General features: G+C 36.5%; 21 protein-coding genes and 1 other annotated feature (1 of these 22 running past the window's edge). All 21 genes read left to right on the forward strand.

Annotation, left to right across the window (positions count from 1 at the left end):
• Window positions 1-15: 15 nt before the first annotated feature.
• The 21 genes from ACQVV1_RS05530 (at window position 16) to divIVA (ending at window position 22,387) form a co-directional block, all read left to right on the forward strand.
• On the forward strand, window positions 16-2,166 hold the full coding sequence (locus ACQVV1_RS05530; protein WP_435817075.1) for a penicillin-binding protein: 2,151 nt from the start codon (window positions 16-18) through the stop codon (window positions 2,164-2,166).
• Between the two features lie 82 nt (window positions 2,167-2,248).
• Window positions 2,249-4,165 (forward strand): stage V sporulation protein D, encoded by a 1,917-nt coding sequence (locus ACQVV1_RS05535; protein WP_063221176.1) that lies wholly within the window; start codon window positions 2,249-2,251, stop codon window positions 4,163-4,165.
• 208 nt (window positions 4,166-4,373) lie between these two features.
• Window positions 4,374-5,849, forward strand: coding sequence for a UDP-N-acetylmuramoyl-L-alanyl-D-glutamate--2,6-diaminopimelate ligase (gene murE, locus ACQVV1_RS05540; RefSeq protein ID WP_242252047.1), 1,476 nt, complete (start codon window positions 4,374-4,376; stop codon window positions 5,847-5,849).
• Window positions 5,850-5,871: 22 nt separating this feature from the next.
• Window positions 5,872-6,846, forward strand: coding sequence for a phospho-N-acetylmuramoyl-pentapeptide-transferase (gene mraY, locus ACQVV1_RS05545; RefSeq protein ID WP_327799302.1), 975 nt, complete (start codon window positions 5,872-5,874; stop codon window positions 6,844-6,846).
• The gene (murD, locus tag ACQVV1_RS05550; protein ID WP_431168679.1) at window positions 6,847-8,199 is read left to right on the forward strand and encodes a UDP-N-acetylmuramoyl-L-alanine--D-glutamate ligase; all 1,353 of its coding nucleotides are present in this window, start codon (window positions 6,847-6,849) and stop codon (window positions 8,197-8,199) included. It begins immediately after the preceding gene.
• A gap of 90 nt (window positions 8,200-8,289) precedes the next feature.
• Window positions 8,290-9,381 (forward strand): stage V sporulation protein E, encoded by a 1,092-nt coding sequence (gene spoVE / locus ACQVV1_RS05555; RefSeq protein ID WP_060632038.1) that lies wholly within the window; start codon window positions 8,290-8,292, stop codon window positions 9,379-9,381.
• A gap of 104 nt (window positions 9,382-9,485) precedes the next feature.
• On the forward strand, window positions 9,486-10,580 hold the full coding sequence (gene murG / locus ACQVV1_RS05560; protein ID WP_016086554.1) for an undecaprenyldiphospho-muramoylpentapeptide beta-N-acetylglucosaminyltransferase: 1,095 nt from the start codon (window positions 9,486-9,488) through the stop codon (window positions 10,578-10,580).
• 61 nt (window positions 10,581-10,641) lie between these two features.
• Window positions 10,642-11,547 carry a UDP-N-acetylmuramate dehydrogenase gene (gene murB / locus ACQVV1_RS05565; protein WP_431168680.1) on the forward strand — a complete coding sequence of 302 codons (906 nt, stop codon included), beginning with the start codon at window positions 10,642-10,644 and terminating at the stop codon, window positions 11,545-11,547.
• Between the two features lie 98 nt (window positions 11,548-11,645).
• Complete coding sequence (divIB, locus tag ACQVV1_RS05570) at window positions 11,646-12,416, forward strand: cell division protein DivIB (RefSeq protein WP_063221172.1); 771 nt, start codon at window positions 11,646-11,648, stop codon at window positions 12,414-12,416.
• Window positions 12,417-12,816: 400 nt separating this feature from the next.
• Window positions 12,817-14,124, forward strand: a complete 1,308-nt coding sequence (gene ftsA / locus ACQVV1_RS05575) for a cell division protein FtsA (RefSeq protein ID WP_001087553.1) — start codon at window positions 12,817-12,819, stop codon at window positions 14,122-14,124.
• Window positions 14,125-14,163: 39 nt separating this feature from the next.
• Window positions 14,164-15,318 carry a cell division protein FtsZ gene (ftsZ, locus tag ACQVV1_RS05580; RefSeq protein ID WP_000888984.1) on the forward strand — a complete coding sequence of 385 codons (1,155 nt, stop codon included), beginning with the start codon at window positions 14,164-14,166 and terminating at the stop codon, window positions 15,316-15,318.
• Between the two features lie 279 nt (window positions 15,319-15,597).
• Window positions 15,598-16,515 carry a sigma-E processing peptidase SpoIIGA gene (spoIIGA, locus tag ACQVV1_RS05585; protein ID WP_242252043.1) on the forward strand — a complete coding sequence of 306 codons (918 nt, stop codon included), beginning with the start codon at window positions 15,598-15,600 and terminating at the stop codon, window positions 16,513-16,515.
• 19 nt (window positions 16,516-16,534) lie between these two features.
• On the forward strand, window positions 16,535-17,254 hold the full coding sequence (gene sigE, locus ACQVV1_RS05590; protein WP_000976948.1) for an RNA polymerase sporulation sigma factor SigE: 720 nt from the start codon (window positions 16,535-16,537) through the stop codon (window positions 17,252-17,254).
• A gap of 157 nt (window positions 17,255-17,411) precedes the next feature.
• A complete protein-coding gene (gene sigG / locus ACQVV1_RS05595; RefSeq protein ID WP_000197753.1) occupies window positions 17,412-18,191 on the forward strand; it encodes an RNA polymerase sporulation sigma factor SigG in 780 nt (259 codons plus the stop codon).
• A gap of 165 nt (window positions 18,192-18,356) precedes the next feature.
• Window positions 18,357-18,641, forward strand: coding sequence for a YlmC/YmxH family sporulation protein (locus ACQVV1_RS05600; RefSeq protein WP_097950731.1), 285 nt, complete (start codon window positions 18,357-18,359; stop codon window positions 18,639-18,641).
• Window positions 18,642-18,758: 117 nt separating this feature from the next.
• Window positions 18,759-19,577, forward strand: coding sequence for a peptidoglycan editing factor PgeF (gene pgeF / locus ACQVV1_RS05605; protein WP_431168681.1), 819 nt, complete (start codon window positions 18,759-18,761; stop codon window positions 19,575-19,577).
• Complete coding sequence (locus ACQVV1_RS05610) at window positions 19,574-20,248, forward strand: YggS family pyridoxal phosphate-dependent enzyme (RefSeq protein ID WP_431168682.1); 675 nt, start codon at window positions 19,574-19,576, stop codon at window positions 20,246-20,248. The genes pgeF and ACQVV1_RS05610 overlap by 4 nt, the downstream gene beginning before the upstream one ends.
• 19 nt (window positions 20,249-20,267) lie before the next feature.
• Window positions 20,268-20,738 carry a cell division protein SepF gene (locus tag ACQVV1_RS05615; RefSeq protein WP_000119136.1) on the forward strand — a complete coding sequence of 157 codons (471 nt, stop codon included), beginning with the start codon at window positions 20,268-20,270 and terminating at the stop codon, window positions 20,736-20,738.
• Between the two features lie 6 nt (window positions 20,739-20,744).
• Window positions 20,745-21,008, forward strand: coding sequence for a YggT family protein (locus tag ACQVV1_RS05620; RefSeq protein ID WP_060632029.1), 264 nt, complete (start codon window positions 20,745-20,747; stop codon window positions 21,006-21,008).
• Between the two features lie 15 nt (window positions 21,009-21,023).
• Window positions 21,024-21,791 carry a YlmH family RNA-binding protein gene (locus ACQVV1_RS05625; protein ID WP_098555024.1) on the forward strand — a complete coding sequence of 256 codons (768 nt, stop codon included), beginning with the start codon at window positions 21,024-21,026 and terminating at the stop codon, window positions 21,789-21,791.
• Window positions 21,792-21,880: 89 nt separating this feature from the next.
• The gene (gene divIVA, locus ACQVV1_RS05630; RefSeq protein WP_001131611.1) at window positions 21,881-22,387 is read left to right on the forward strand and encodes a septum site-determining protein DivIVA; all 507 of its coding nucleotides are present in this window, start codon (window positions 21,881-21,883) and stop codon (window positions 22,385-22,387) included.
• A gap of 51 nt (window positions 22,388-22,438) precedes the next feature.
• Window positions 22,439-22,554, forward strand: a binding site (T-box leader); it runs 109 nt beyond the window's last position.

Here is a 22,554-nt window from a genome sequence, read left to right on the forward strand (position 1 = left end):
AGGTGTGAAGGGAAAATGAATAGAAATATGACTAAATTTCATACCAATAAGGGAGCAGGGTATTTTATGATTTTATTCCTCCTGCTCTTTTTGCTGTTATTAGCCCGATTTTTTTACATACAAGCGACAGGAACAGTGCATAATCAGGATTTGAATGAACTTGCTAAGCAAAAACATAGTAAAACAGGAGTACTGGAAGCAAACCGCGGGACGATTTATGATCAAAACGGTCATGTGTTAGCGCAAGATGCAAACTCTTATAAACTTGTAGCGGAACTAAAAGGTACGAAGCCGGTTGAGAATAAAGAGGACACTGCAAAGAAAATTGCGGGAGTACTCGGAAAAGATGAAGAGAAGATTTTAGCTACATTAAATAAAAAAGATAAAAGTCAAGTCGAATTTGGAACGCTAGGTAAAGATTTGACGAAAGAACAGAAAGAACAAATAGAAGCATTGAAATTACCGGGAATATCTTTTATTACTGAAAATGCAAGAGTGTATCCAAACGGTGATTTTGCATCTTACGTTATAGGTCATGCGAAGCCGAATGAAAAGGGAACCTCGGTAGGTCAATTTGGCTTAGAACAAAGTTTGGATAAATATTTAAGTGCTTCTAACGGAAAAGTAGCTTATACAGGGGATCGTAAGGGTGTATCGCTAGATGGTGGAAAAGTGAACGTAGAGGCACCTAAAAACGGAGATAACGCGTATTTAACGATAGATCAACGTATTCAAAGTTATTTAGAAGATGCGATGAAAGAAGCGAGTAAACATTATGAACCAGAAAATTTAATAGGGATTGTTGCGGATCCAAAAACAGGAAAAATATTAGGGATGTCTAGTAAACCTAGTTATGATCCAAATGATCGTCAAATTGAATATTTCTTCAATGACGCAATTGCAAATGCATTTGAACCTGGATCAACAATGAAAATTTTCACGCTAGCAGCAGCTATTAATGAAGGTGTGTATAAGGGACAAGATTATTATCAGTCTGGTACATATCCTGTCGGGAACCGAAAAATAAAAGATCATAACGGCGGTGCTGGATGGGGATCTATCACGTTTGATGAAGGGGTAGAGCGTTCTTCCAACGTAGCGTTTGCAATTTTAGGGGATCAAAAACTTGGTCCAGAACGTTTCCGGAAATATATTCATAGCTTTGGATTAGATGAAAAAACGAATATTGATTTACCTGGTGAAGGTTCAAATACCATTGTATTCGATCAGCAAATACAGCAGGTAACAACAGCTTTTGGGCAAGGTTCTACTGTAACACCAATTCAGCTTGTACAAGCTGCAACTGCTATTGCAAATGATGGGAAAATGATGAAGCCTTATACAATTGATAAAATTGTAGATCCAATAACAGGAGAAGTAAAATTAGAACATAAGCCAGAAGAAGTGGGGAAACCTGTTACAAAAGAAACAGCAGCGCAAGTAAGACAGTTATTAGAACGCGTTGTTACATCGCCGAAAGGAACAGGAACTGCTTATAAAGTCGATGGATATTCAGTTGGTGGTAAAACAGGGACAGCACAAATTCCGGATGGAAAAGGTGGCTATATGACAGGAAGAGAGAATTATATATTCTCATTCTTAGGGATGGCACCTATGGACGATCCACAACTTGTTGTGTATGTAGCTGTTAAACAGCCAAAATTGAAAGATGATGAGAATGGCGCACAGCCTTTAGCTGATATTTTTAAATATGTAACAAAAAATAGTTTAGAGTATTTAAAGATTAAGCCTAATGAAGTGAAAGATCCGAAGAAATATGTGAAAGAGCAGCAAACTGCTGTTCCGGATGTAACAGAAAAAACGATGGAAGAAGCGAAAAAAGCCATTGAAAAGGCAAAACTTCGTCCAATCGTATTAGGTGAAGGGAAAGTACAGCAACAAGTACCGAAAGCGACTGAGCAAACATTGAAGGGTGACCGAGTTTTCTTAGTAGGAGATAAACCTACAATGCCAAATATACAAGGCTGGGCACTGCGTGATGTTATGAATTTAGCAAAAACATTAAAGCTTAACCTAAAACCTACTGGTACCGGATATGTAACCGAACAAAGTGTGGCAGAAGGAACATTGTTACAACCTGGTACAGAGTTAGGTGTAACACTTGTACCGCCACTTGAACCACAACAAGAAGCAGAAAAACCGTAATGGTAAAAGAGAAGAAGTTCTAATTAAATAAGTACAAGCATATATTTGGAACAAGCTAGGCGTAAGGGAGGCTTGTTCCAATATGCGTGTATCAAATGTAACAGTTAGAAAACGACTTATTTTTATACTCATATCAGGTATACTTATTTTCACTATCATCGATATTCGTCTTGGATATGTGCAATTTTTTCTTGGCAATATGTTAACGGATCGTGCGAAGGATTCATGGAGTCGTAATATTACTTTTGAACCTGAACGTGGGAAAATTTTAGACCGAAATGGTGTGGAACTTGCCACAAATAAAAGTGCCCCAACTGTCTTTGTTGTACCGAGGCAAATTGAAAAACCAGCAGAGACTGCAGAGAAGTTAGCTGCAGTATTAGGTGTGGAAAAAGATGAGGTTTATAAGCGAATTACAAAAAAAGAATCGATTGTAAGGTTAGATAAAGGCGGAAGGAAAATATCACATGATAAAGCGAAAGAGGTACGAGGATTAAGTTTGAAAGGTGTTTATATCGCAGAGGACTCTATCCGGTACTATCCATTTGGAAACTTTCTATCACACGTATTAGGGTTTGCAGGTAGTGATAACCAAGGTCTTATGGGACTAGAAAAATATTATGATAAAGAGCTAAATGGTGATGATGGTCATGTGCGTTTTTTTGCGGATGCAAAAGGACAAAGGATGCCTAATGTTGGCGATGATTTCAAAAAACCAGAAGCTGGTTTGAATTTAGGTTTAACAATTGATGCACGTATTAATAGAATTATGGAAAGAGAAATGAATATTGCAGAGTCGACATATAATCCAGATGGTATGATTGCGATCGCAATGAATCCGAAAAATGGTGAAATTTTAGGTATGTCGAGTCGGCCGAGCTTTGATCCAGCGGATTTTCAAAGTGTTTCTCCAGAAGTGTATAATAGAAATTTACCGGTATGGAGTACGTATGAGCCTGGTTCAACATTTAAGATCATTACGTTAGCCGCAGCCTTGAATGAAAATTTAGTAGACTTAGAGAAAGATACGTTTTATGATGATGGAGCAGCTGAAGTTGGTGGAGCTAGATTGAAATGCTGGAAAGCGGGAGGCCATGGTAGCCAAACGTTTTTAGAAGTAGTTCAAAACTCTTGTAACCCGGGATTTATTGAACTGGGTGATCGTCTTGGTAAAGACCGATTGTTTAAATACATTCGTAATTTCGGTTTTGGGCAGAAAACCGGAATCGATTTGCAAGGTGAAGGTAGTGGGATTTTATTTAATTTAGATAAAGTCGGTCCAGTCGAACAAGCAACCACTTCATTCGGTCAAGGCGTTTCTGTAACACCAATTCAACAAGTAGCAGCAGTAGCGGCGGCTGTAAATGGTGGAACATTGTATCAACCGTATATAGCTAAAGAATTTATTGATCCGAAAAATAATCAAGTTGTAAGTAAAAAGACACCTGTGGAAAAAAGAAAAGTTATTTCCAAGGAAACTTCAGAAAAAGTTCGGTATGCATTAGAGAATGTTGTAGCAAAGGGATCTGGTAAAGGTGCTTTCATTGATGGGTATCGTGTAGGTGGAAAAACAGGTACGGCTCAAAAGGTGAAAGATGGTAAATATTTAGAGAATAATTATATAGTATCTTTTATCGGCTTTGCTCCAGCAGATGATCCGGAAATTGTTGTCTATGTTGCTGTTGATAATCCGAAAGGTGTAACGCAATTTGGTGGAGTAGTAGCAGCTCCAATTGTTGGGAATATTCTTCGGGATGCACTTCCTGTTATGGGAGTGAAACCGAGAAAAGAACAAGTTGAGAGAGAATATAAATGGGGCGATATACCAACTGTGGAAGTTCCGAATTTAATTGGTATGAAAAAGAAAGACTTACAGACGCAACTCGTCGATTTGAAGCTTGATATAAGTGGAGATGGAGAGAAAGTCATTAAACAATCCCCAGAAGCAGGAGCTAAAGTGAAAGAAGGCTCAAAAATTAGAATTTACTTCGGGAATTAAAGGTAACCTAGTACGTTTTATGGTACAATTGGTGGAAGTGAGTTCTTTATAGAAGAGTTACTTAATTTGAGGCCGTAAGGGTTTCAGTTATAAATAGGTCTATTTATTAGACACAGTAGCACCTACCTCCTATTTCACATAATTAGGAGGTAGCGTGTTGCTTATTAAAAAAAGAGATAAATACACAATGTAGAGAGGGTTTAGTGAAATGAAGTTGCATACACTTGTATCATGTTTGCATGATTTTCCAGTTGTTCCAAAAGAAAATCCAGAAATCACATCTATAGAAGCTGATTCACGTAAAGTGAAAGAAGGAAGCTTATTTGTATGTATGAAAGGGTATACGGTTGATAGCCATGATTTTGCTAAGCAAGCAGCGGCACAAGGAGCGGCTGCTATTGTTGCGGAAAGACCAATTGATGTTGACGTTCCAGTTGTACTTGTGAAAAATACTTTTCGTTCGTTAGCGGTTTTAGCTGATTATTTTTATGGTCAACCAACGCACAAGTTACATTTAATCGGAATTACAGGTACAAATGGAAAGACAACAACATCGCATATTATGGATGAGATTATGCGCGCACATGGTCATAAAACAGGGCTAATTGGAACGATTAATATGAAAATCGGTGATGAAACATTTGAGGTGAAAAATACAACGCCAGATGCACTAACACTTCAACAGACGTTTTCAAAAATGGTTGAACACAGTGTGGATAGCACAGTAATGGAAGTTTCGTCGCATGCTTTAGATCTTGGTCGTGTACACGGATGTGATTACGATGTAGCAGTGTTTACAAATTTAACACAAGATCATTTAGACTATCATAAAACGATGGAAGAATATAAACATGCCAAAGGGTTGTTATTTGCACAACTTGGCAATAGTTATAACCATAATCGTGAAAAGTACGCGGTACTGAATAACGATGATGCTGTAACAGAGGAGTACATGAGAAGTACTGCAGCAACTGTTGTAACGTATGGAATTGATACAACAAGTGATATTATGGCCAAAGATATCGTTATGACGAGTGGTGGAACTACGTTTACGCTTGTAACACCGTATGAAAGTGTAAATGTTACGATGAAATTGATTGGGAAATTTAATGTATATAACGTACTAGCGGCAACAGCGGCAGGACTTGTTTCCGGTGTAAGTTTAGAAACGGTCATTGATGTGATAAAGAATCTAGCTGGAGTTCCAGGACGTTTTGAAGTGGTTGATGGTGGACAAAATTATACAGTTATTGTTGATTATGCACATACGCCAGATAGCTTAGAGAATGTATTGAAAACAGCAAAACAGTTTGCAAAAGGTGACGTATATTGTATCGTCGGTTGTGGCGGTGATAGAGATCGTACAAAGAGACCAATCATGGCAAGTGTCGCAACAAAATATGCAACTCATGCAATTTACACTTCAGATAATCCAAGAAGTGAAGAGCCGGGGGCTATTTTAGATGATATGGTACAGGGTGCAAATGGGAATAATTATGAAGTGATTATTGATAGAAAAGAAGCGATATGCCATGCAATTGCTAACGCGAAAGCTGAAGACATCATTATTATTGCTGGTAAAGGTCATGAAACGTATCAAATTATTGGAAAAGACGTTCATCATTTTGACGATCGTGAAGTCGCTAAAGAAGCAATTACAGAGCGTTTAAACAACGAAGAGTAACAACATGAGAGGAGGACTACATGTGCTTGAGCAAGGTTTATTAGTAACGGCTGGGGTAGCATTCTTAATTTCTGTTGCCCTTTCGCCATTGTTTATTCCATTTTTAAGGAAATTAAAGTTCGGACAGAGCATTCGTGATGAGGGACCAAAGTCACATCAAAAAAAATCAGGGACTCCAACAATGGGTGGTATTGTCATATATGTATCTATGATGGTAACTTCACTTATTATGGCGATTAAGTTTAATCATTTAGGTGCAGAGGTTTCGTTATTATTATTAGTGACATTTGGTTACGGATTAATTGGATTTTTAGATGACTACATAAAGGTAGTTAAGAAGAGAAACCTTGGTTTAACATCAAAACAAAAATTAGTAGGTCAGCTTGTTATTGCTATTGCATTCTTTTTAATTGGAAAAGGGCAAGCGTTCTACACATACATCATGATTCCGGGGACGGATGTTAAGTTTGAATTAGGTTGGGCTTATTTTGTACTTGTACTATTTATGCTTATTGGTGGATCAAATGCAGTTAACTTAACTGACGGTTTAGATGGTTTATTATCAGGAACAGCGGCTATTGCATTTGGAGCGTTTAGTATTATTGCTGTAGCACAAGAGCAGTTTGGAGTAGCGATATTCTGTATGGCAGTTGTAGGAGCTGTACTTGGATTTTTAGTATTTAATGCAAATCCAGCGAAAGTGTTTATGGGAGATACAGGTTCCTTAGCTTTAGGGGGAGCCATTGCAGCTGTAGCAATTTTATTAAAACAAGAATTGCTACTTGTAATTATTGGTGGCGTATTCGTAATGGAAACTTTATCTGTTATTATTCAGGTTATTTCGTTTAAAACAACAGGAAAACGTGTCTTTAAAATGAGTCCATTACACCATCATTATGAATTATGTGGTTGGTCAGAGTGGCGTGTTGTTGTGACGTTTTGGTCTGTAGGATTTTTATTAGCTGTGTTAGGAATTTATATCGGGGTGTGGATGTAATTGAAAACTGTAACTGAATTTCAAAATAAAAATATTCTTGTATTAGGCATTGCAAAAAGTGGTTATGCAGCAGCTACGTTGTTACAAAAATTAGGGGCAAATGTTATTGTAAATGACGGAAAGCCTTTAGCAGAAAATGTACTTGCTGCAGAATTACAAGCAAAAGGAATGGACGTTGTATGCGGTGGTCATCCTTTAGAGTTATTAGAGAGAAATATTTCTCTTGTAGTAAAAAATCCAGGAATCCCGTATTCTAATCCAATATTAGTTGCTGCGAAAGAAAAGCAAATTCCAATTGTTACGGAAGTTGAATTAGCATATCGTATCGCAGAAGCGCCATTTGTTGGGATTACGGGATCTAACGGTAAAACGACGACGACAATGCTTACATTTGAAATGCTAAAAGAAGGACAAAAGCATCCTGTAATTGCAGGGAACATTGGAACTGTAGCGTGTGAAGTAGCACAGGATGCAAAAGAAAATGAAGTTGTAGTTACAGAACTTTCATCGTTCCAATTGATGGGAGTAGAATTGTTCCAACCTAAAATTGCTGCGTTTTTAAATTTATTTGAGGCCCACTTAGATTATCATGGGACGAAGAAGGAATATGGTTTAGCGAAAGCAAATATTTTTAAAAACCAAACAGAAAATGATTATAGTGTAATAAATGCAGATGATGCAGATGTGATGGCTCTATCTGCTTATAGTAAAGGACAAAAAGTACTATTCTCGACAACGAAAGAAATTGAAGATGGTGCGTGTATACAAGATAATGCTCTTTATTTTAAAGGTGAAAAAGTTGTTGAAGTAGGCGATATCGTTTTACCTGGTCAGCATAATTTAGAAAATATTTTAGCGGCGATGAGTATCGCAAAATTACTGGGTGTTTCTAATGAAGCGATTACGGCGGTGTTAAAACGTTTTACAGGTGTAAAACATCGTTTAGAATATGTAACAACTCTTAACAACCGTAAGTTTTATAATGACTCAAAAGCAACGAATATGTTAGCGACTGAGAAAGCTTTATCTGCGTTTACACAACCGATTGTGTTATTAGCAGGTGGGCTTGATCGTGGAAATGAATTCGATGATTTAATTCCGTATTTCAAAAATGTAAAAGCAATTGTAACATTTGGACAAACAGCTCCAAAATTAGTAAGAGCTGCAGAAAAAGCGGGATTAGGTACAATTGAAAGTGTCGATACTTTAGATGAAGCGGTAGTGAAAGCTTATGCTCATTCTACAGATGGCGATGTAATTCTTCTTTCTCCAGCATGTGCAAGCTGGGATCAATTTAAAACATTTGAAGAAAGAGGAGACATTTTTATACAAGCTGTGCATAAACTTATATAAAGTAAATCAAAACATCAGTAGGCTGACACCTACTGATGTTTTGTTACATAGGGCAAAAGTTTCTGCCTAAAGAGGTGGTGTTTATGGGTAATGAAGAAAACGCCTGATTTTATTCTCATCATCGTTACACTTGCGTTGTTAACAATCGGAATGATTATGGTGTATAGTGCGAGTGCGGTTTGGGCCTCTTATAAAATGGGGGACTCATTCTTTTTTGCAAAAAGGCAATTGTTATTTGCAAGTCTTGGTGTAATGGCTATGTTTTTTATCATGAAAATTGATTATTGGGTGTGGCGTACGTATTCAAAAGTAATTTTGCTAGTTTGCTTCATTCTTCTTATTCTTGTTCTTATTCCAGGGGTAGGACTTGTCCGAGGAGGAGCGCGAAGTTGGATTGGAATCGGGGCATTTTCCATTCAACCGTCAGAATTTATGAAGTTTGCGATGATTATTTTCTTAGCAAAATTTTTAGCGGAACGACAAAAATTAATTACCTCTTTTAAACGTGGTTTACTACCAGCTCTTGGTTTTGTATTTCTTGCTTTTGGGATGATTATGTTACAGCCAGATCTTGGCACAGGAACGGTAATGGTTGGGACATGTATCATTATGATATTTATCTCGGGAGCAAGGGTCTTTCACTTTGCAATGTTTGGTTTGCTAGGTATAGCAGGATTTGTAGGGCTAATTGCATCAGCACCGTATCGAATGAAACGTATTACATCATATTTAGATCCGTGGTCAGATCCGCTTGGAAGTGGATTTCAAATTATTCAATCGTTACTCGCAATTGGGCCTGGTGGATTATTTGGGCTCGGACTTGGACAAAGTAGACAAAAGTTTCTTTATTTACCTGAACCACAAACAGACTTTATATTTGCAATCTTATCCGAGGAATTAGGTTTTATTGGTGGTTCATTTGTGTTATTATTATTTAGTCTATTATTATGGCGTGGGATTCGTATAGCTTTAGGAGCGCCAGATTTATATGGTACGTTTTTAGCAGTAGGTATTGTGGCGATGATTGCGATTCAAGTAATGATTAATGTGGGTGTTGTAACAGGATTGATGCCTGTTACGGGTATTACTTTGCCGTTTTTAAGTTATGGTGGATCGAGTTTGACATTAATGTTAATGGCAGTAGGTGTATTATTAAATATAAGTCGCCATTCTCGCTACTAAACCCTGTTTTATAAGACAGGGTTTTTCGTATGTGCGCGAAGAAACATGATGTATATAGAAATAAATACGACTGAAATAAGAAAAGAGAAGCGGAGGAGTTAGTAGTGCGAGTATTAGTAAGTGGTGGGGGCACTGGAGGTCATATTTATCCGGCTCTTGCTTTAATAAGAGAAATAAAAAAGTTAAATCCGGAAGCAAGGTTTTTATATATTGGTACGGAGAATGGATTAGAGAGCACAATCGTTCCAAAAGCAGGTATACCGTTTCAATCGATTGTTATAAGTGGATTTAAGCGTAAAATATCGTTAGATAACGTGAAAACGGTGATGCGTTTCCTAAAGGGTGTACAAGATAGTAAACGATATATTCGTCGTTTTAATCCGGATATTGTGATTGGAACGGGTGGATATGTATGTGGACCAGTTGTGTATGCTGCGGCAAAATTAGGTATTCCAACTATTGTACATGAACAAAATAGTGTACCTGGTGTAACGAATAAATTTTTAAGTCGCTATGTTGATAAAGTTGCGGTGTGTTTTGAAGCGGCTGCAGAACATTTTCCACAGTCAAAAGTTGTCATGACAGGAAATCCACGAGCATCAGAAGTAATGGATCAGAATGGAATGAAAGGAAAACGTTCAGTAGGTTTATCTCTTCCTAAAAAATCCGTACTTATTTTTGGGGGAAGCCGTGGGGCTAGACCGATTAACGATGCTTTCGTAGAAGCAATTGAACAGTTTGGAAATAAAAGTTACGAAATATTGTATGTAACAGGTGAAGTTCATTATGACAAAGTAATGGAAGCAGTGAAGCAAAAAGGGAATCCGAATAATGTGATTATTAAACCTTTCATTCATAATATGCCAGAGGTACTTACAGGGGTAGATCTTGTTGTTTCAAGAGCTGGGGCAACAACACTTGCAGAATTAACCGCATTAGGAAAGCCAAGTGTGTTAATTCCGAGTCCTTACGTAACAAATAACCATCAGGAAAAAAATGCACGTTCTGTTGTCGATAAAGGGGCAGCAAAAATGTTGCTTGAAAAAGATTTAACAGCTGAAACGCTTATTCGTGATATTGATGAGATTTTATTAGATGCACAAACATTACAAAATATGAAGCTAGCTGCTACACAATTAGGTATTCCAGATGCAGCAAATAAGCTGTATGAAGTAATGAATAAGCTTGTAAAAAAATAACGTTAGGTGAACGCCCTGCATACTACTGTAATAAGGATACTTAGTATGGGGGAGATTGTTTATGGAGCAATTAGTAAATGAGCTTATAGAAGCAAATGTTGGTCGCGTGTTAGTGAATGAACCGTTAGCGCGTTATACCACTATGAAAATAGGTGGGCCAGCTGATATTTTAATTGTGCCAAAGCATATTGCCGGTATTGAAAAAACTTTGCAGTTAGTAAAAAAATATAAAACAAAGTGGACTGTAATTGGTCGCGGTTCGAACCTTCTTGTATCTGATCTAGGTATAGAAGGTGTCGTTATTCGTTTAGGAGAAGGATTAGACCATTTAGAAGTCGAAAAACATAGAGTAAGAGTTGGTGGTGGGTATCCCCTTATTAAATTGTCAACTTTACTGAGTCGTCAAGGGTTAGCCGGTCTGGAATTTGCAAGTGGTATTCCAGGAAGTGTTGGTGGTGCAGTGTATATGAATGCAGGAGCACATAAATCGGATATAGCACACATATTATCAAAAGCTCTTATTTTGTTTGAAAACGGAACAATTGACTGGTTAATGCATGGAGAAATGGAGTTTTCCTATCGTACATCTATATTACAAACGAAACGTCCTGGTATTGTTTTGGAAGCTGAGTTTCAATTACAGATAGGAGAGCGTGAGGGAATCGTAAGTCTCATGCAAAAGAATAAAGATTACCGCCGTGAAACACAGCCATGGAATCATCCTTGTGCAGGAAGTGTATTTCGGAATCCAATTCCATACTTTGCAGGAGATTTAATAGAAAAGGCCGGGCTTCGTGGTTATCAAATAGGTGGAGCTCAAATTTCTGAAATGCATGGGAATTTTATTATTAATACTGGGGGAGCCAGCGCGCAAGATGTCTTATCTTTAATTGCATTAATAAAACAAACAATCAAGGATAAATTTAGCGTAGAAATGCATACAGAAGTAGAAATCATTGGAAGATAACGGTTATTCGTTCCGCTCATTATCATTTATGTTATAATAAGAAGATAAGAACGGCATGAGGAACATGCCGTTCTTTATGTTACGTAGGGGGATCGTACATGAAAAATAGTAAAGTGATTAAACTACAGGATCGTGTACCAAAGTTAAAAAATCAGCAGAAAAAAAACAAAAAAAATGTTAATCATCGGTTGATTTTATACATATCAATTTTATTTTTATTAGTGCTCTTTTTAATTTATTTTCGGTCTCCGCTTAGCAATATTAAAAAGATAAGTGTGTTTGGAAATCATTATATGACAGATGAGCAAGTGATGAAGGAATCAGGTGTGACGTATGATACAAGTTATTTCCGAGTGACAGCACATAAAGCAGAAGAAAACCTAACGAAACGAAAAGAAATTAAAGCAGTAAATGTAAAAAAACGTTTTCCAAATAAAATTGATGTTCATATTGAAGAATATTTAACGATTGGTTATATAAACAAAGATGGGAAATTACAACCGCTATTAGAGAACGGGAAAACACTTGATGTCCTCCCGAACGGAAAACTTCCTGTTGCAGCGCCAATTTTTGAACCTTTTAAAGAGGAGAAAATGAAGGAGTTAATTGCTGAGCTTGAAAAATTAACACCAACTATTTTAAGGTCTATTTCTGAAATTCGTTATTCACCGACGAATGCGAATGAAGACCATCTTACTTTATATATGAATGAAGGGTATGAAGTGAGCACTACGATTCAAAATTTCGCAAAACGTATGGAAACCTATCCGCTTATTTTAAAAACAATTGAGCCAGGCAAAAAGGTATTAATTGACTTAGAAGTAGGGGCATATACGAAAGAATTAGAAGCGGAAGAAAAAAAAGAATAGAACGATAGTTTTCACTGCGTTATCGTAGAAAAAACAAAACGAACGTTCTGCTTGATGCGTCTAAATTTACTAGAATGGTTCATTTGATGAAAAAGATGTAAAAATTCTTAGATTCATACTAGGATTGGTACAAGTTTCACTTTTCTATGAGTACATCTTAGTGTAGACTTATACTTGGCGGTAATCTTTACACTTGAAATAGAATTATTTCAAGATAAGCAGATATTCACAGTTTACTGCGATATTCTTAAATGAATGTTAAATAAAAATAAGAAAAATATAGGGTTAAAAAAGGGAAACGTATAAAGACGTTGAATATTTTTCTTATAAATAGTAAAGTTGCGATTGTTGTTCCATATATTGAGTTGTATGGTATAAATAAAGAAGGAGGTGCCAAAGAATGAACAGCAATGAAATATATGTTAGTCTTGACATCGGTACATCCAATGTTAAAGTCATCATTGGTGAAATGGTTAATGACAGCTTAAACATTATTGGTGTTGGAAATGTAAAATCAAATGGTTTAAAGAAGGGATCGATAGTTGATATAGACGAGACTGTTCGATCAATTAAAAAAGCAATTGAACAAGCTGAGCGCATGGTGGGGATCCACATTGAGCAAGTTGTAGTAGGTGTCAATGCAAACCAGGTACAGCTACTTCCTTGTCACGGAGTAGTCGCTGTTTCAAATGAAGATCGTGAAATCGGGAATGAAGATGTCTTACGCGTTCTAGATGCAGCACAAGTTGTGTCAATTGCTCCAGAACGTGAGTTTATTGATGTGGTACCTCGACAGTTCATCGTAGACGGTCTTGACGAGATTAACGATCCACGCGGGATGATCGGTGTAAGATTAGAAATGGAAGGTACACTTATTACAGGCTCGAGAACTTTACTACATAATCTACTTCGTTGTGTAGAAAAAGCAGGTCTTGAAATTGTTGATATTTGTCTTCAACCTTTAGCGGCTGCAACAGTTGCTATATCTTCAGATGAAAAAAATAGAGGAGTAGCCCTTGTTGATATGGGGGGAGGATCTACAACTTTATCTATTTTTAAAGATGGAGAGTTACAAGCGACGAGCGTATTACCATTAGGTGGAGACCATATAACGAAGGATATTGCGATTGGGTTGAAAACTTCAACAGAAAATGCAGATCAAATTAAGTTGAAATATGGACATGCTTTTTATGATACAGCATCTGAAGAAGAGATGTTTACGGTTCCTATTATGGGAAGCGATCAAACAGAACAATATTCTCAGTTGGAATTATCGGATATAATAGAGGCTCGTGTAGAGGAAATTTTAATGTTTGTTCAAGATGAAGTGCGTAAGCTAGGAGTAAAGCAAGTAGCTTCTGGTTATGTGCTAACTGGTGGAATTGCTTCTATGCCAGGTGTCCTTGATCTTGCATATGATATTTTACATGAAAATGTTCGTATAGCAACTCCTGATTATATTGGTGTGCGTGAGCCCCAATATACAAGTGGAGTGGGATTAATTAAACATTCTTATCAAAAAGCTAAATTACGTGGGAAAAATGTGCAGGAAAAGCAAGAGCATTTTGAACCAGTACCAGCTCCAGCACCAACGCCGGTACAACAGCAACCTGCGAAACAAAAAACTCGTAATCAAAACAATAATAATCAAAATGATGACCGTATGATGTCAAAAGTAAAACGTGTATTCCGTTATTTATGGGATTAAAATTGGACACGAAAAATGAGGTTCTAGGGGGATTTCGACATGTTAGAGTTTGATACTACTCAAGATCAATTAGCGAATATAAAAGTTATCGGTGTCGGCGGTGGCGGAAACAATGCTGTAAACCGTATGATTGAACACGGTGTACAAGGTGTAGACTTTATCGCTGTGAATACTGATGCACAAGCATTAAATCTATCAAAAGCTGAAACAAAAATGCAAATTGGTGGAAAATTAACACGTGGACTTGGTGCAGGTGCAAACCCTGAAGTAGGGAAAAAAGCTGCAGAAGAAAGTAAAGAACAGATCCAAGAAGCACTTCGTGGTGCAGATATGGTCTTCGTAACTGCTGGTATGGGCGGCGGAACTGGAACTGGTGCAGCTCCAGTTGTTGCTCAAGTTGCAAAAGAATTAGGTGCATTAACAGTTGGTGTTGTAACACGTCCATTTACATTTGAAGGACGTAAGCGTGCAACACAAGCAGCATCTGGTATTGCGGCATTTAAAGAAAATGTAGATACACTTATTGTAATTCCAAACGATCGCTTATTAGAGATTGTTGATAAAAATACGCCAATGTTAGAAGCGTTCCGTGAAGCAGATAACGTATTACGTCAAGGTGTTCAAGGTATTTCTGATTTAATTGCAACACCAGGTTTAATTAACTTAGACTTCGCAGACGTAAAGACAATTATGTCTAATAGAGGTTCTGCTTTAATGGGTATTGGTTCTGGTAATGGAGAAAATCGTGCTGCTGAAGCTGCGAAAAAAGCGATTTCTAGTCCGTTATTAGAAACATCTATTGATGGAGCTCAAGGTGTTATCATGAATATTACGGGTGGAGCTAACTTAAGCTTATATGAAGTACAAGAAGCGGCAGACATTGTAGCTTCAGCTTCAGATCCAGAAGTAAATATGATTTTCGGTTCGGTTATTAATGAAGGATTAAAAGATGATATCGTTGTAACTGTAATTGCAACTGGTTTTGATGATAGCATTGCAACTCAACCACCAAAACCAATTATCCGTCCAAATGCGAATCACACGCAACAACAGCAACAGCCAGTAGCTCAACCTTCAAAACAACGTGAAGTAAAACGTGAAATGAAGCGTGAAGAGCCGGTTGTACATGAACGTCATTCAGATTCAGATGATATCGATATTCCAGCATTCTTACGTAATCGTCGTAGACGATAAAAGAAAAGGAGCTTTTATGCTCCTTTTTTGTTTTATATAGGGAAAAGATCTGCTAAGCAGGTCTTTTTTTATTTTATATATCTTAATTTTTAAGTTGCAGGAAATCATTTATATGTAAGTAGAACAGTATATGATTCTATGAAAAATATACTTTTATTTTTTAACGACAGATTATGTCTAGAAATCACAAAATAACAAAAAAACACCTCCGCAAATTGACACACTTTCCTATTGGATATGCATTATACTAGTCTCAACTTAAATAAAGAGGTGAATTGTTTGGTTGTTTACGCCGACGTTGTTTGGTTGTTAAACGCCTGCATTGATTTTCTTTTACTTTTATTATCAGCCACCGTGTTAAAAAAGAAGATCAAAAGATGGAGGCTTGTGTTAGGCGCATTTATAGGTTCAACCATTGTTATTTTTGCCTTTACTCCTTTTGCTTCTATGATGACACATCCAATTATGAAACTACTGTACTCGTTACTTATTGTGTATACAGCATTTGGGTTTACAACGTTTAGAAATTATACACAAACTGTTTTTACTTTTTACTTTGTCACCTTTATGGTTGGCGGAGGGTTAATTGGCACTCATTTCTTTTTGCAAACGAATGAAATGGTAAGTGGATTGGTCCAATCTCAATCAATTTCTTACGGTGATCCAATTAGCTGGTTGTTTGTTGTTTTTGGTTTTCCGGTAATTTATTATTTTTCTAAAAAGCGTATTGAAAGCGTAGAGGTTACAAAAATACACTATGATCAAATTGTGAAATTGAAAATTCAATTAGCTGAAGAGGAACTAGAACTCGCAGGTTTAATTGATAGTGGGAACCAACTTTACGACCCGTTAACGAAAACACCCGTTATGATTATGCATATTTCATCATTAGAACATTGCTTACCAGCTTGGTTAACAGAACAAATTTATTCCAAAACAGAGATTCCTCAAATACCAGAAAATGATTCTGGGTGGGCAACAAAATTACGCTTAATTCCTTTCCGAGCAGTAGGAGTAGAGAATCAATTTTTATGGGCAATTAAGCCAGACAGTGTGCAAATTTATCATGAAGGTAGTTCTATTGCCGTGAACAAAGTATTGATTGGATTAAATACACAACAGTTGTCAACCAATGGAGAGTATCAATGTATTGTGCATCCGAAAATGTTAATTTCGCAAAAAATGGTAATTGCTTAATAATGGGAGGCGGGATAATATGATGAAATTAAAATTTTATTTAGTATATCTTTGGTATAAAGTATTGTTGAAATTAGGAATTAAGACCGATGAAATTTATTATATTGGTGGAAGTGAAGCTTTGCCACCGCCGTTAACGAAAGAAGAAGAGGAAGTTCTTTTGAATAAATTGCCAAAAGGCGATCAGGCAGCAAGATCATTACTAATTGAACGCAACTTACGGCTAGTTGTATATATAGCAAGAAAGTTTGAAAATACAGGGATAAATATTGAAGATTTAATTAGTATAGGAACAATTGGTCTTATTAAAGCAGTCAATACATTTAATCCAGAAAAGAAAATAAAATTAGCAACATATGCCTCACGTTGTATAGAAAATGAAATTTTAATGCATTTGCGCCGAAATAACAAAAATCGTTCAGAAGTTTCTTTTGATGAACCGCTTAACATTGATTGGGATGGGAATGAACTTTTGTTATCTGATGTATTAGGTACAGACGATGATATTATTACAAAAGATTTAGAAGCTACTGTTGATCGTCATCTTCTAATGAAAGCATTACATCAATTAAATGATCGTGAAAAACAAATTATGGAACTTCGATTTGGGCTTGCTGGAGGAGAGGAAAAGACGCAAAAAGATGTGGCGGATATGCTTGGGATTTCACAGTCATACATTTCGCGTTTAGAAAAAAGAATCATAAAAAGATTACGAAAAGAATTTAATAAAATGGTGTAAAGAATAAGACCAGCCGTTATCTAGGCTGGTCTTATTCTCTTTAGTTGTATGAGGAGAGAAAACTAAAATGAAAAATGAAGAGAAAACCGCATGCATAAAATCCCCTTCAAAGGAAATACTTTACACTGTACAGCAACTCCCGATAGGAGGGAACACTTTGACGAGAAACAAAGTAGAAATTTGCGGTGTTGATACAGCTAAACTTCCCGTACTAAAAAATGATGAAATGCGTAAATTATTTCGTGAAATGCAAAGTGGAGAGATAAGCGCAAGAGAGAAATTAGTGAATGGAAACTTACGTCTTGTACTGAGCGTCATCCAAAGATTTAATAACAGAGGAGAATATGTTGACGATTTATTTCAAGTTGGTTGCATTGGACTTATGAAATCCATTGATAACTTTGATTTAGGCCAAAATGTAAAATTTTCAACGTATGCTGTGCCGATGATTATTGGGGAAATACGCAGATATTTGCGTGATAACAATCCAATTCGCGTATCTCGCTCATTACGAGATATTGCGTATAAAGCGTTACAAGTAAGAGAAAAGTTGATTGCAGAAAATTCAAAAGAACCAACAGCAATGGATATTGCAAAAGTGCTTGAAGTGACTCATGAAGAAATTGTTTTTGCTTTAGATGCGATTCAAGATCCAGTTTCATTATTTGAGCCGATTTATAACGATGGAGGAGATCCTATCTTTGTTATGGATCAGTTAAGTGATGAAAAACAAAAGGACGAGCAGTGGGTTGAAGAATTAGCACTAAAAGAAGGAATGAAGCGTTTAAATGATCGTGAGAAAATGATTATTCGAAAACGTTTCTTCCAAGGAAAAACGCAAATGGAAGTTGCAGAAGAAATTGGGATTTCTCAAGCACAAGTGTCACGTTTAGAGAAATCAGCTATTAAACAAATGAATAAGACGATTCAAGGATAAGGTTTCACCATTTATGGTGAGACCTTTTTATATGTCATATAGTTTGTTTACGCTCATAGTAGGGTAGCTGTGTTCATATAATGAAAATAGTATGGAATTAGTAGAGGGTGCTTCCTGTTAATTTGAGAAACAGTATTTTTTTATTCGTCATATATAAGGGAGGGGATGAAAGTGATACGAATTTCGGAGTTGCAGATGAAAGACATAATAAATGTGTCAGATGGAAAAAGGCTTGGAAATATTGGAGATATCGAAATCGATATGAACACAGGGAAGATTAAATCTATTATCATTTCCAAACAGGCACGTATGTTAGGGATTTTTGGGAAAGATGTAGAAATTGTAATTCCTTGGGAGGAAATTATGAAAATTGGGGAAGATGTCATACTTGTTAGAGTAAATCCTGTTAATTCTGTAACAGAATCAATACAAACACCGACAATTTCATAAAGAATATTACAAATTCCTCTTTTTTTTCTGTTAGGATTATGAAAAAATAAAAGTATGGTAAAATAGACAGGAAGTACCATGCTTTTTTCTGTTATTTTAATTAAAAGGAGCATCTTTATGAGAGAACCATTTAAATATGTGGACGGTATACTGTATTTACAAGCGTGGAAAGAACTTGGAAACATTACTGCTGGATTTACGACAAAAGATGGTGGGATAAGTACCGGCTCCTTTCATGCGATGAATTTAGGATTACATGTGAATGATATCGTGGAGAACGTTCATGAAAACAGACGCATTTTAGCTAATAAGTTACAAAAACCATTAGAAAACTGGATTTGCTCTGAACAAGTTCATGATCATCATGTTGAAAAAGTAGGACAACAGGAAAAAGGAAGCGGCGTCTATTCATATGAAGACGGCATTTCAAAAACAGATGGCATTTATACGACTAATAATGATGTTCTTCTAACATCTTGTTACGCGGATTGTGTTCCACTCTATTTTTATGCACCATCACATGGTATGATAGGTCTTGCACATGCTGGATGGAAAGGGACTGTAAAAGAGATTGCAAAAGAAATGATTCAAAAATGGAATGCAGAAGGGATTTCAAGTGATGAAATTCATGTTGCAATTGGACCAGCAATTGGATATTGTTGTTACGTTGTTGATGATCGAGTGTTAACAGCGGCAGAACAAGTAGTAAACGGTTCTGTCCCTTATAAAAAAATTTCTGATGGGCAGTATGCAATTAATTTAAAAGAAATTAATCGTATATTATGTGTACAAGCAGGCATAAAAGAAGAGAATATTGTAATGTCATCTCTTTGTACAAGCTGTGAAGAACAACTATTTTTCTCTCATCGTCGTGATCAGGGTAAGACAGGGAGAATGTTGAGTTTCATAGGTTTTAAGGAGGAAGAAAGCAAGTGACAGTACAAAAAAAATTAACAACTGTAAACGAAGCAATTAAACAATCTTGCGCACGAGCGGGACGTTCGTTGCAAGATATTAAACTCGTTGCGGTTACAAAAACGGTAGGAATTGAAAAAACAAACGAAGTAATTGAAGCTGGAATTATCGATTTAGGTGAAAATAGAAATGAAGGTTTCTTACAGAAGTACGAGCATTTCGGTTCAAAAGTGAATTGGCATTTTATTGGATCATTACAAACGAGAAAAGTAAAAGAAATCATTAATGAAATCGATTATTTACATTCGTTAGATCGTCTTTCACTTGCAAAAGAAATTCAAAAACGTGCGGATAAGAAAGTGAAATGTTTTATTCAAGTGAAAACATCATCTGAAGATTCAAAGCAAGGGTTGGCAATAGAAGAAACCATTTCTTTTATTCAAAGTTTGCAAGAATTGGATAAGATTGAAGTGGTGGGACTAATGACAATGGCTCCGTTTACAGAAGAAGAGGAAGAAATCAGACGCTGTTTTAAGGAGTTACGTATGCTACAAACAAAGGTACAGGAGCTAGAATTATTACATGCGCCATGTAAAGAATTATCAATGGGAATGTCTAATGATTACACGATTGCGATTGAAGAAGGTGCTACATATATTCGTTTGGGGACGATTTTAGTAGGAAAAGCGTAAAAGGAAGGAGAATCTTATTATGAGTTGGTCAAAAGTAAAGTACTTCTTTTTTGATACACCGGAAGAAAAAGAAGCAGCTCAATATAGTTATGAAAAGGAGCAAACAGACATGAAGAAGCAGCAAGATCCGCCAGAACAACAAGATGTTACGTTTCCAAAAGCGCAACCGAAACAAAATGTTGTGAGCATTGAAACAGCAAAGCAATCTTCAAAAGTTGTTTTATTAGAACCACGCACATATTCGGAAGCGCAAGGGATTGCGGACCATTTAAAAGGTAGACGAGCTGTTGTGATTAATTTACAACGAATGTCTACTGATCAAGCTGTACGTATCGTTGACTTTTTAAGTGGTACTGTATACGCTATAGGCGGGGACATTCAAAAAATAGGACCGAAAACATTTATGTGTACGCCTGAAAATGTAGATATTGTTGGTGCAATTTCAGAGTTATTCGGTGAAGAAGAAGACACAAATATAAAGAGGTGGTAATACGCCATGGTAACAGTTTTAAACGTTTTAATTACTGCTATCGAGATTTACTCGTGGGCACTTATTATTTACATTCTCCTATCATGGTTCCCGGGTGCAAAGGAATCAACTTTCGGAGATTTTCTTGCGCGTATTTGTGAACCGTATTTAGAACCATTTCGCAGATTTATTCCGCCGCTTGGTATGATTGATATCTCTCCACTCGTTGCGATTTTTGCGTTAAAGCTTGCTACGAATGGTTTAGTAAGTATATTCCGCTATTTCTTATAGTAAGAGGTTAAATACATGAGCATCTATGAACATTTCAGACCCGATGAAGAGGTCTTTGTGGATAAGGTGTTAGAGTGGAAGCGAGCAGCGGAGTACCATCAAGTGAAACTAACAGATTTCCTTGATCCAAGACAACAACAAATTGTCAATATGGTAATAGGACAAGGGGATGTTGCTGTACAGTTTGATGGTGCAACGCCTCATGCAGAGCGTAAAAGAGCACTCATTTATCCGGACTATCTAGTAGTAAATGAAGAGGAATTTCAAGTAGAGGTATTAGAAATTGACTATCCTTCCAAGTTTTATACGCTAGAACATAGGCAAATATTAGGTACATTTATGTCTCTTGGTTTAACGAGAGAAAAATGTGGAGATATTTTGCTTCAAGAAAATCGTGCCCAAATTGTAGTCGCGAAAGAAGTTGTATCTTATATTGAGATGAACTTACAATCGATAGGGAAAGTGAAAGTCTCCTTATCATCAGTGCAAGGAGAAAAAATTCTACAGATGCAAGAAACGTGGGGAGAGAAATCTGGAACGGTTTCTTCACTTCGTTTAGATGTTATGTTAGCTGAAATGTTACATATATCCAGACAGAAAGTACAACCTTTCATAAAAAATGGACTAGTAAAAGTGAATTGGAAAACAGTGGAGCAAACCTCTTATGAATGTTATCCAGGAGATGTTTTTTCAGTGAGAGGATATGGACGAAGTAAATTGTTTTCTGTAGAAGGTAGAACAAAGCGCGACAAATGGAGAATTTTGTATGGTATACTAAAATGATTGGTTTTTTAGAAGGAAATCCTCCTATTTTGTCGAAGAAAAGATATAATTGAAAGAGGAAATTTAGATAACTACTTGGAGGTGGCGTTGTGCCGTTAACACCATTAGATATTCATAACAAAGAATTTGGTCGCGGATTCCGTGGCTATGATGAGGATCAAGTAAATGAGTTTCTTGATCAAATTATCAAAGATTATGAATTAGTCATTCGTGAGAAGAAAGCTTTAGAAGAAAAAGTTGCGCAATTAGAAGGAAAGTTAGATCATTTTTCTAATATTGAAGATACGTTAAACAAATCTATCGTTGTTGCACAAGAAGCGGCGGAAGAAGTAAAACGTAATGCACAAAAAGAAGCAAAATTAATCGTACGTGAAGCGGAAAAGAATGCAGACCGTATTATTAACGAAGCATTAGTAAAATCAAGAAAGGTTGCTTTTGATATTGAAGAGCTGAAGAAACAAGCGAAAGTATTCCGCACTCGTTTCCGTATGTTATTAGAAACACAGCTTGAAATGTTAAACAACGATGATTGGGATAAATTAATTGAGTTAGAAGACGAAGTAGATGAGCTGTTGAAAAAAGAAGAAACAGTGTAAGCTTGACGTTTTTCTCATTATTACATATAATTTTAAACAACATATTGATTAAGAAAAACGAAGATAGGGATAAGTACCTTTTTCATACCTTATATAGCGAACTGAGGACGGTGTAAGCTCAGGATAAGGAGATAATGGGAATATCACCCTGGAGTTCCGCGCTGAAC

This window comes from Bacillus basilensis (assembly GCF_050630465.1).
Lineage (GTDB): Bacteria > Bacillota > Bacilli > Bacillales > Bacillaceae_G > Bacillus_A > Bacillus_A basilensis.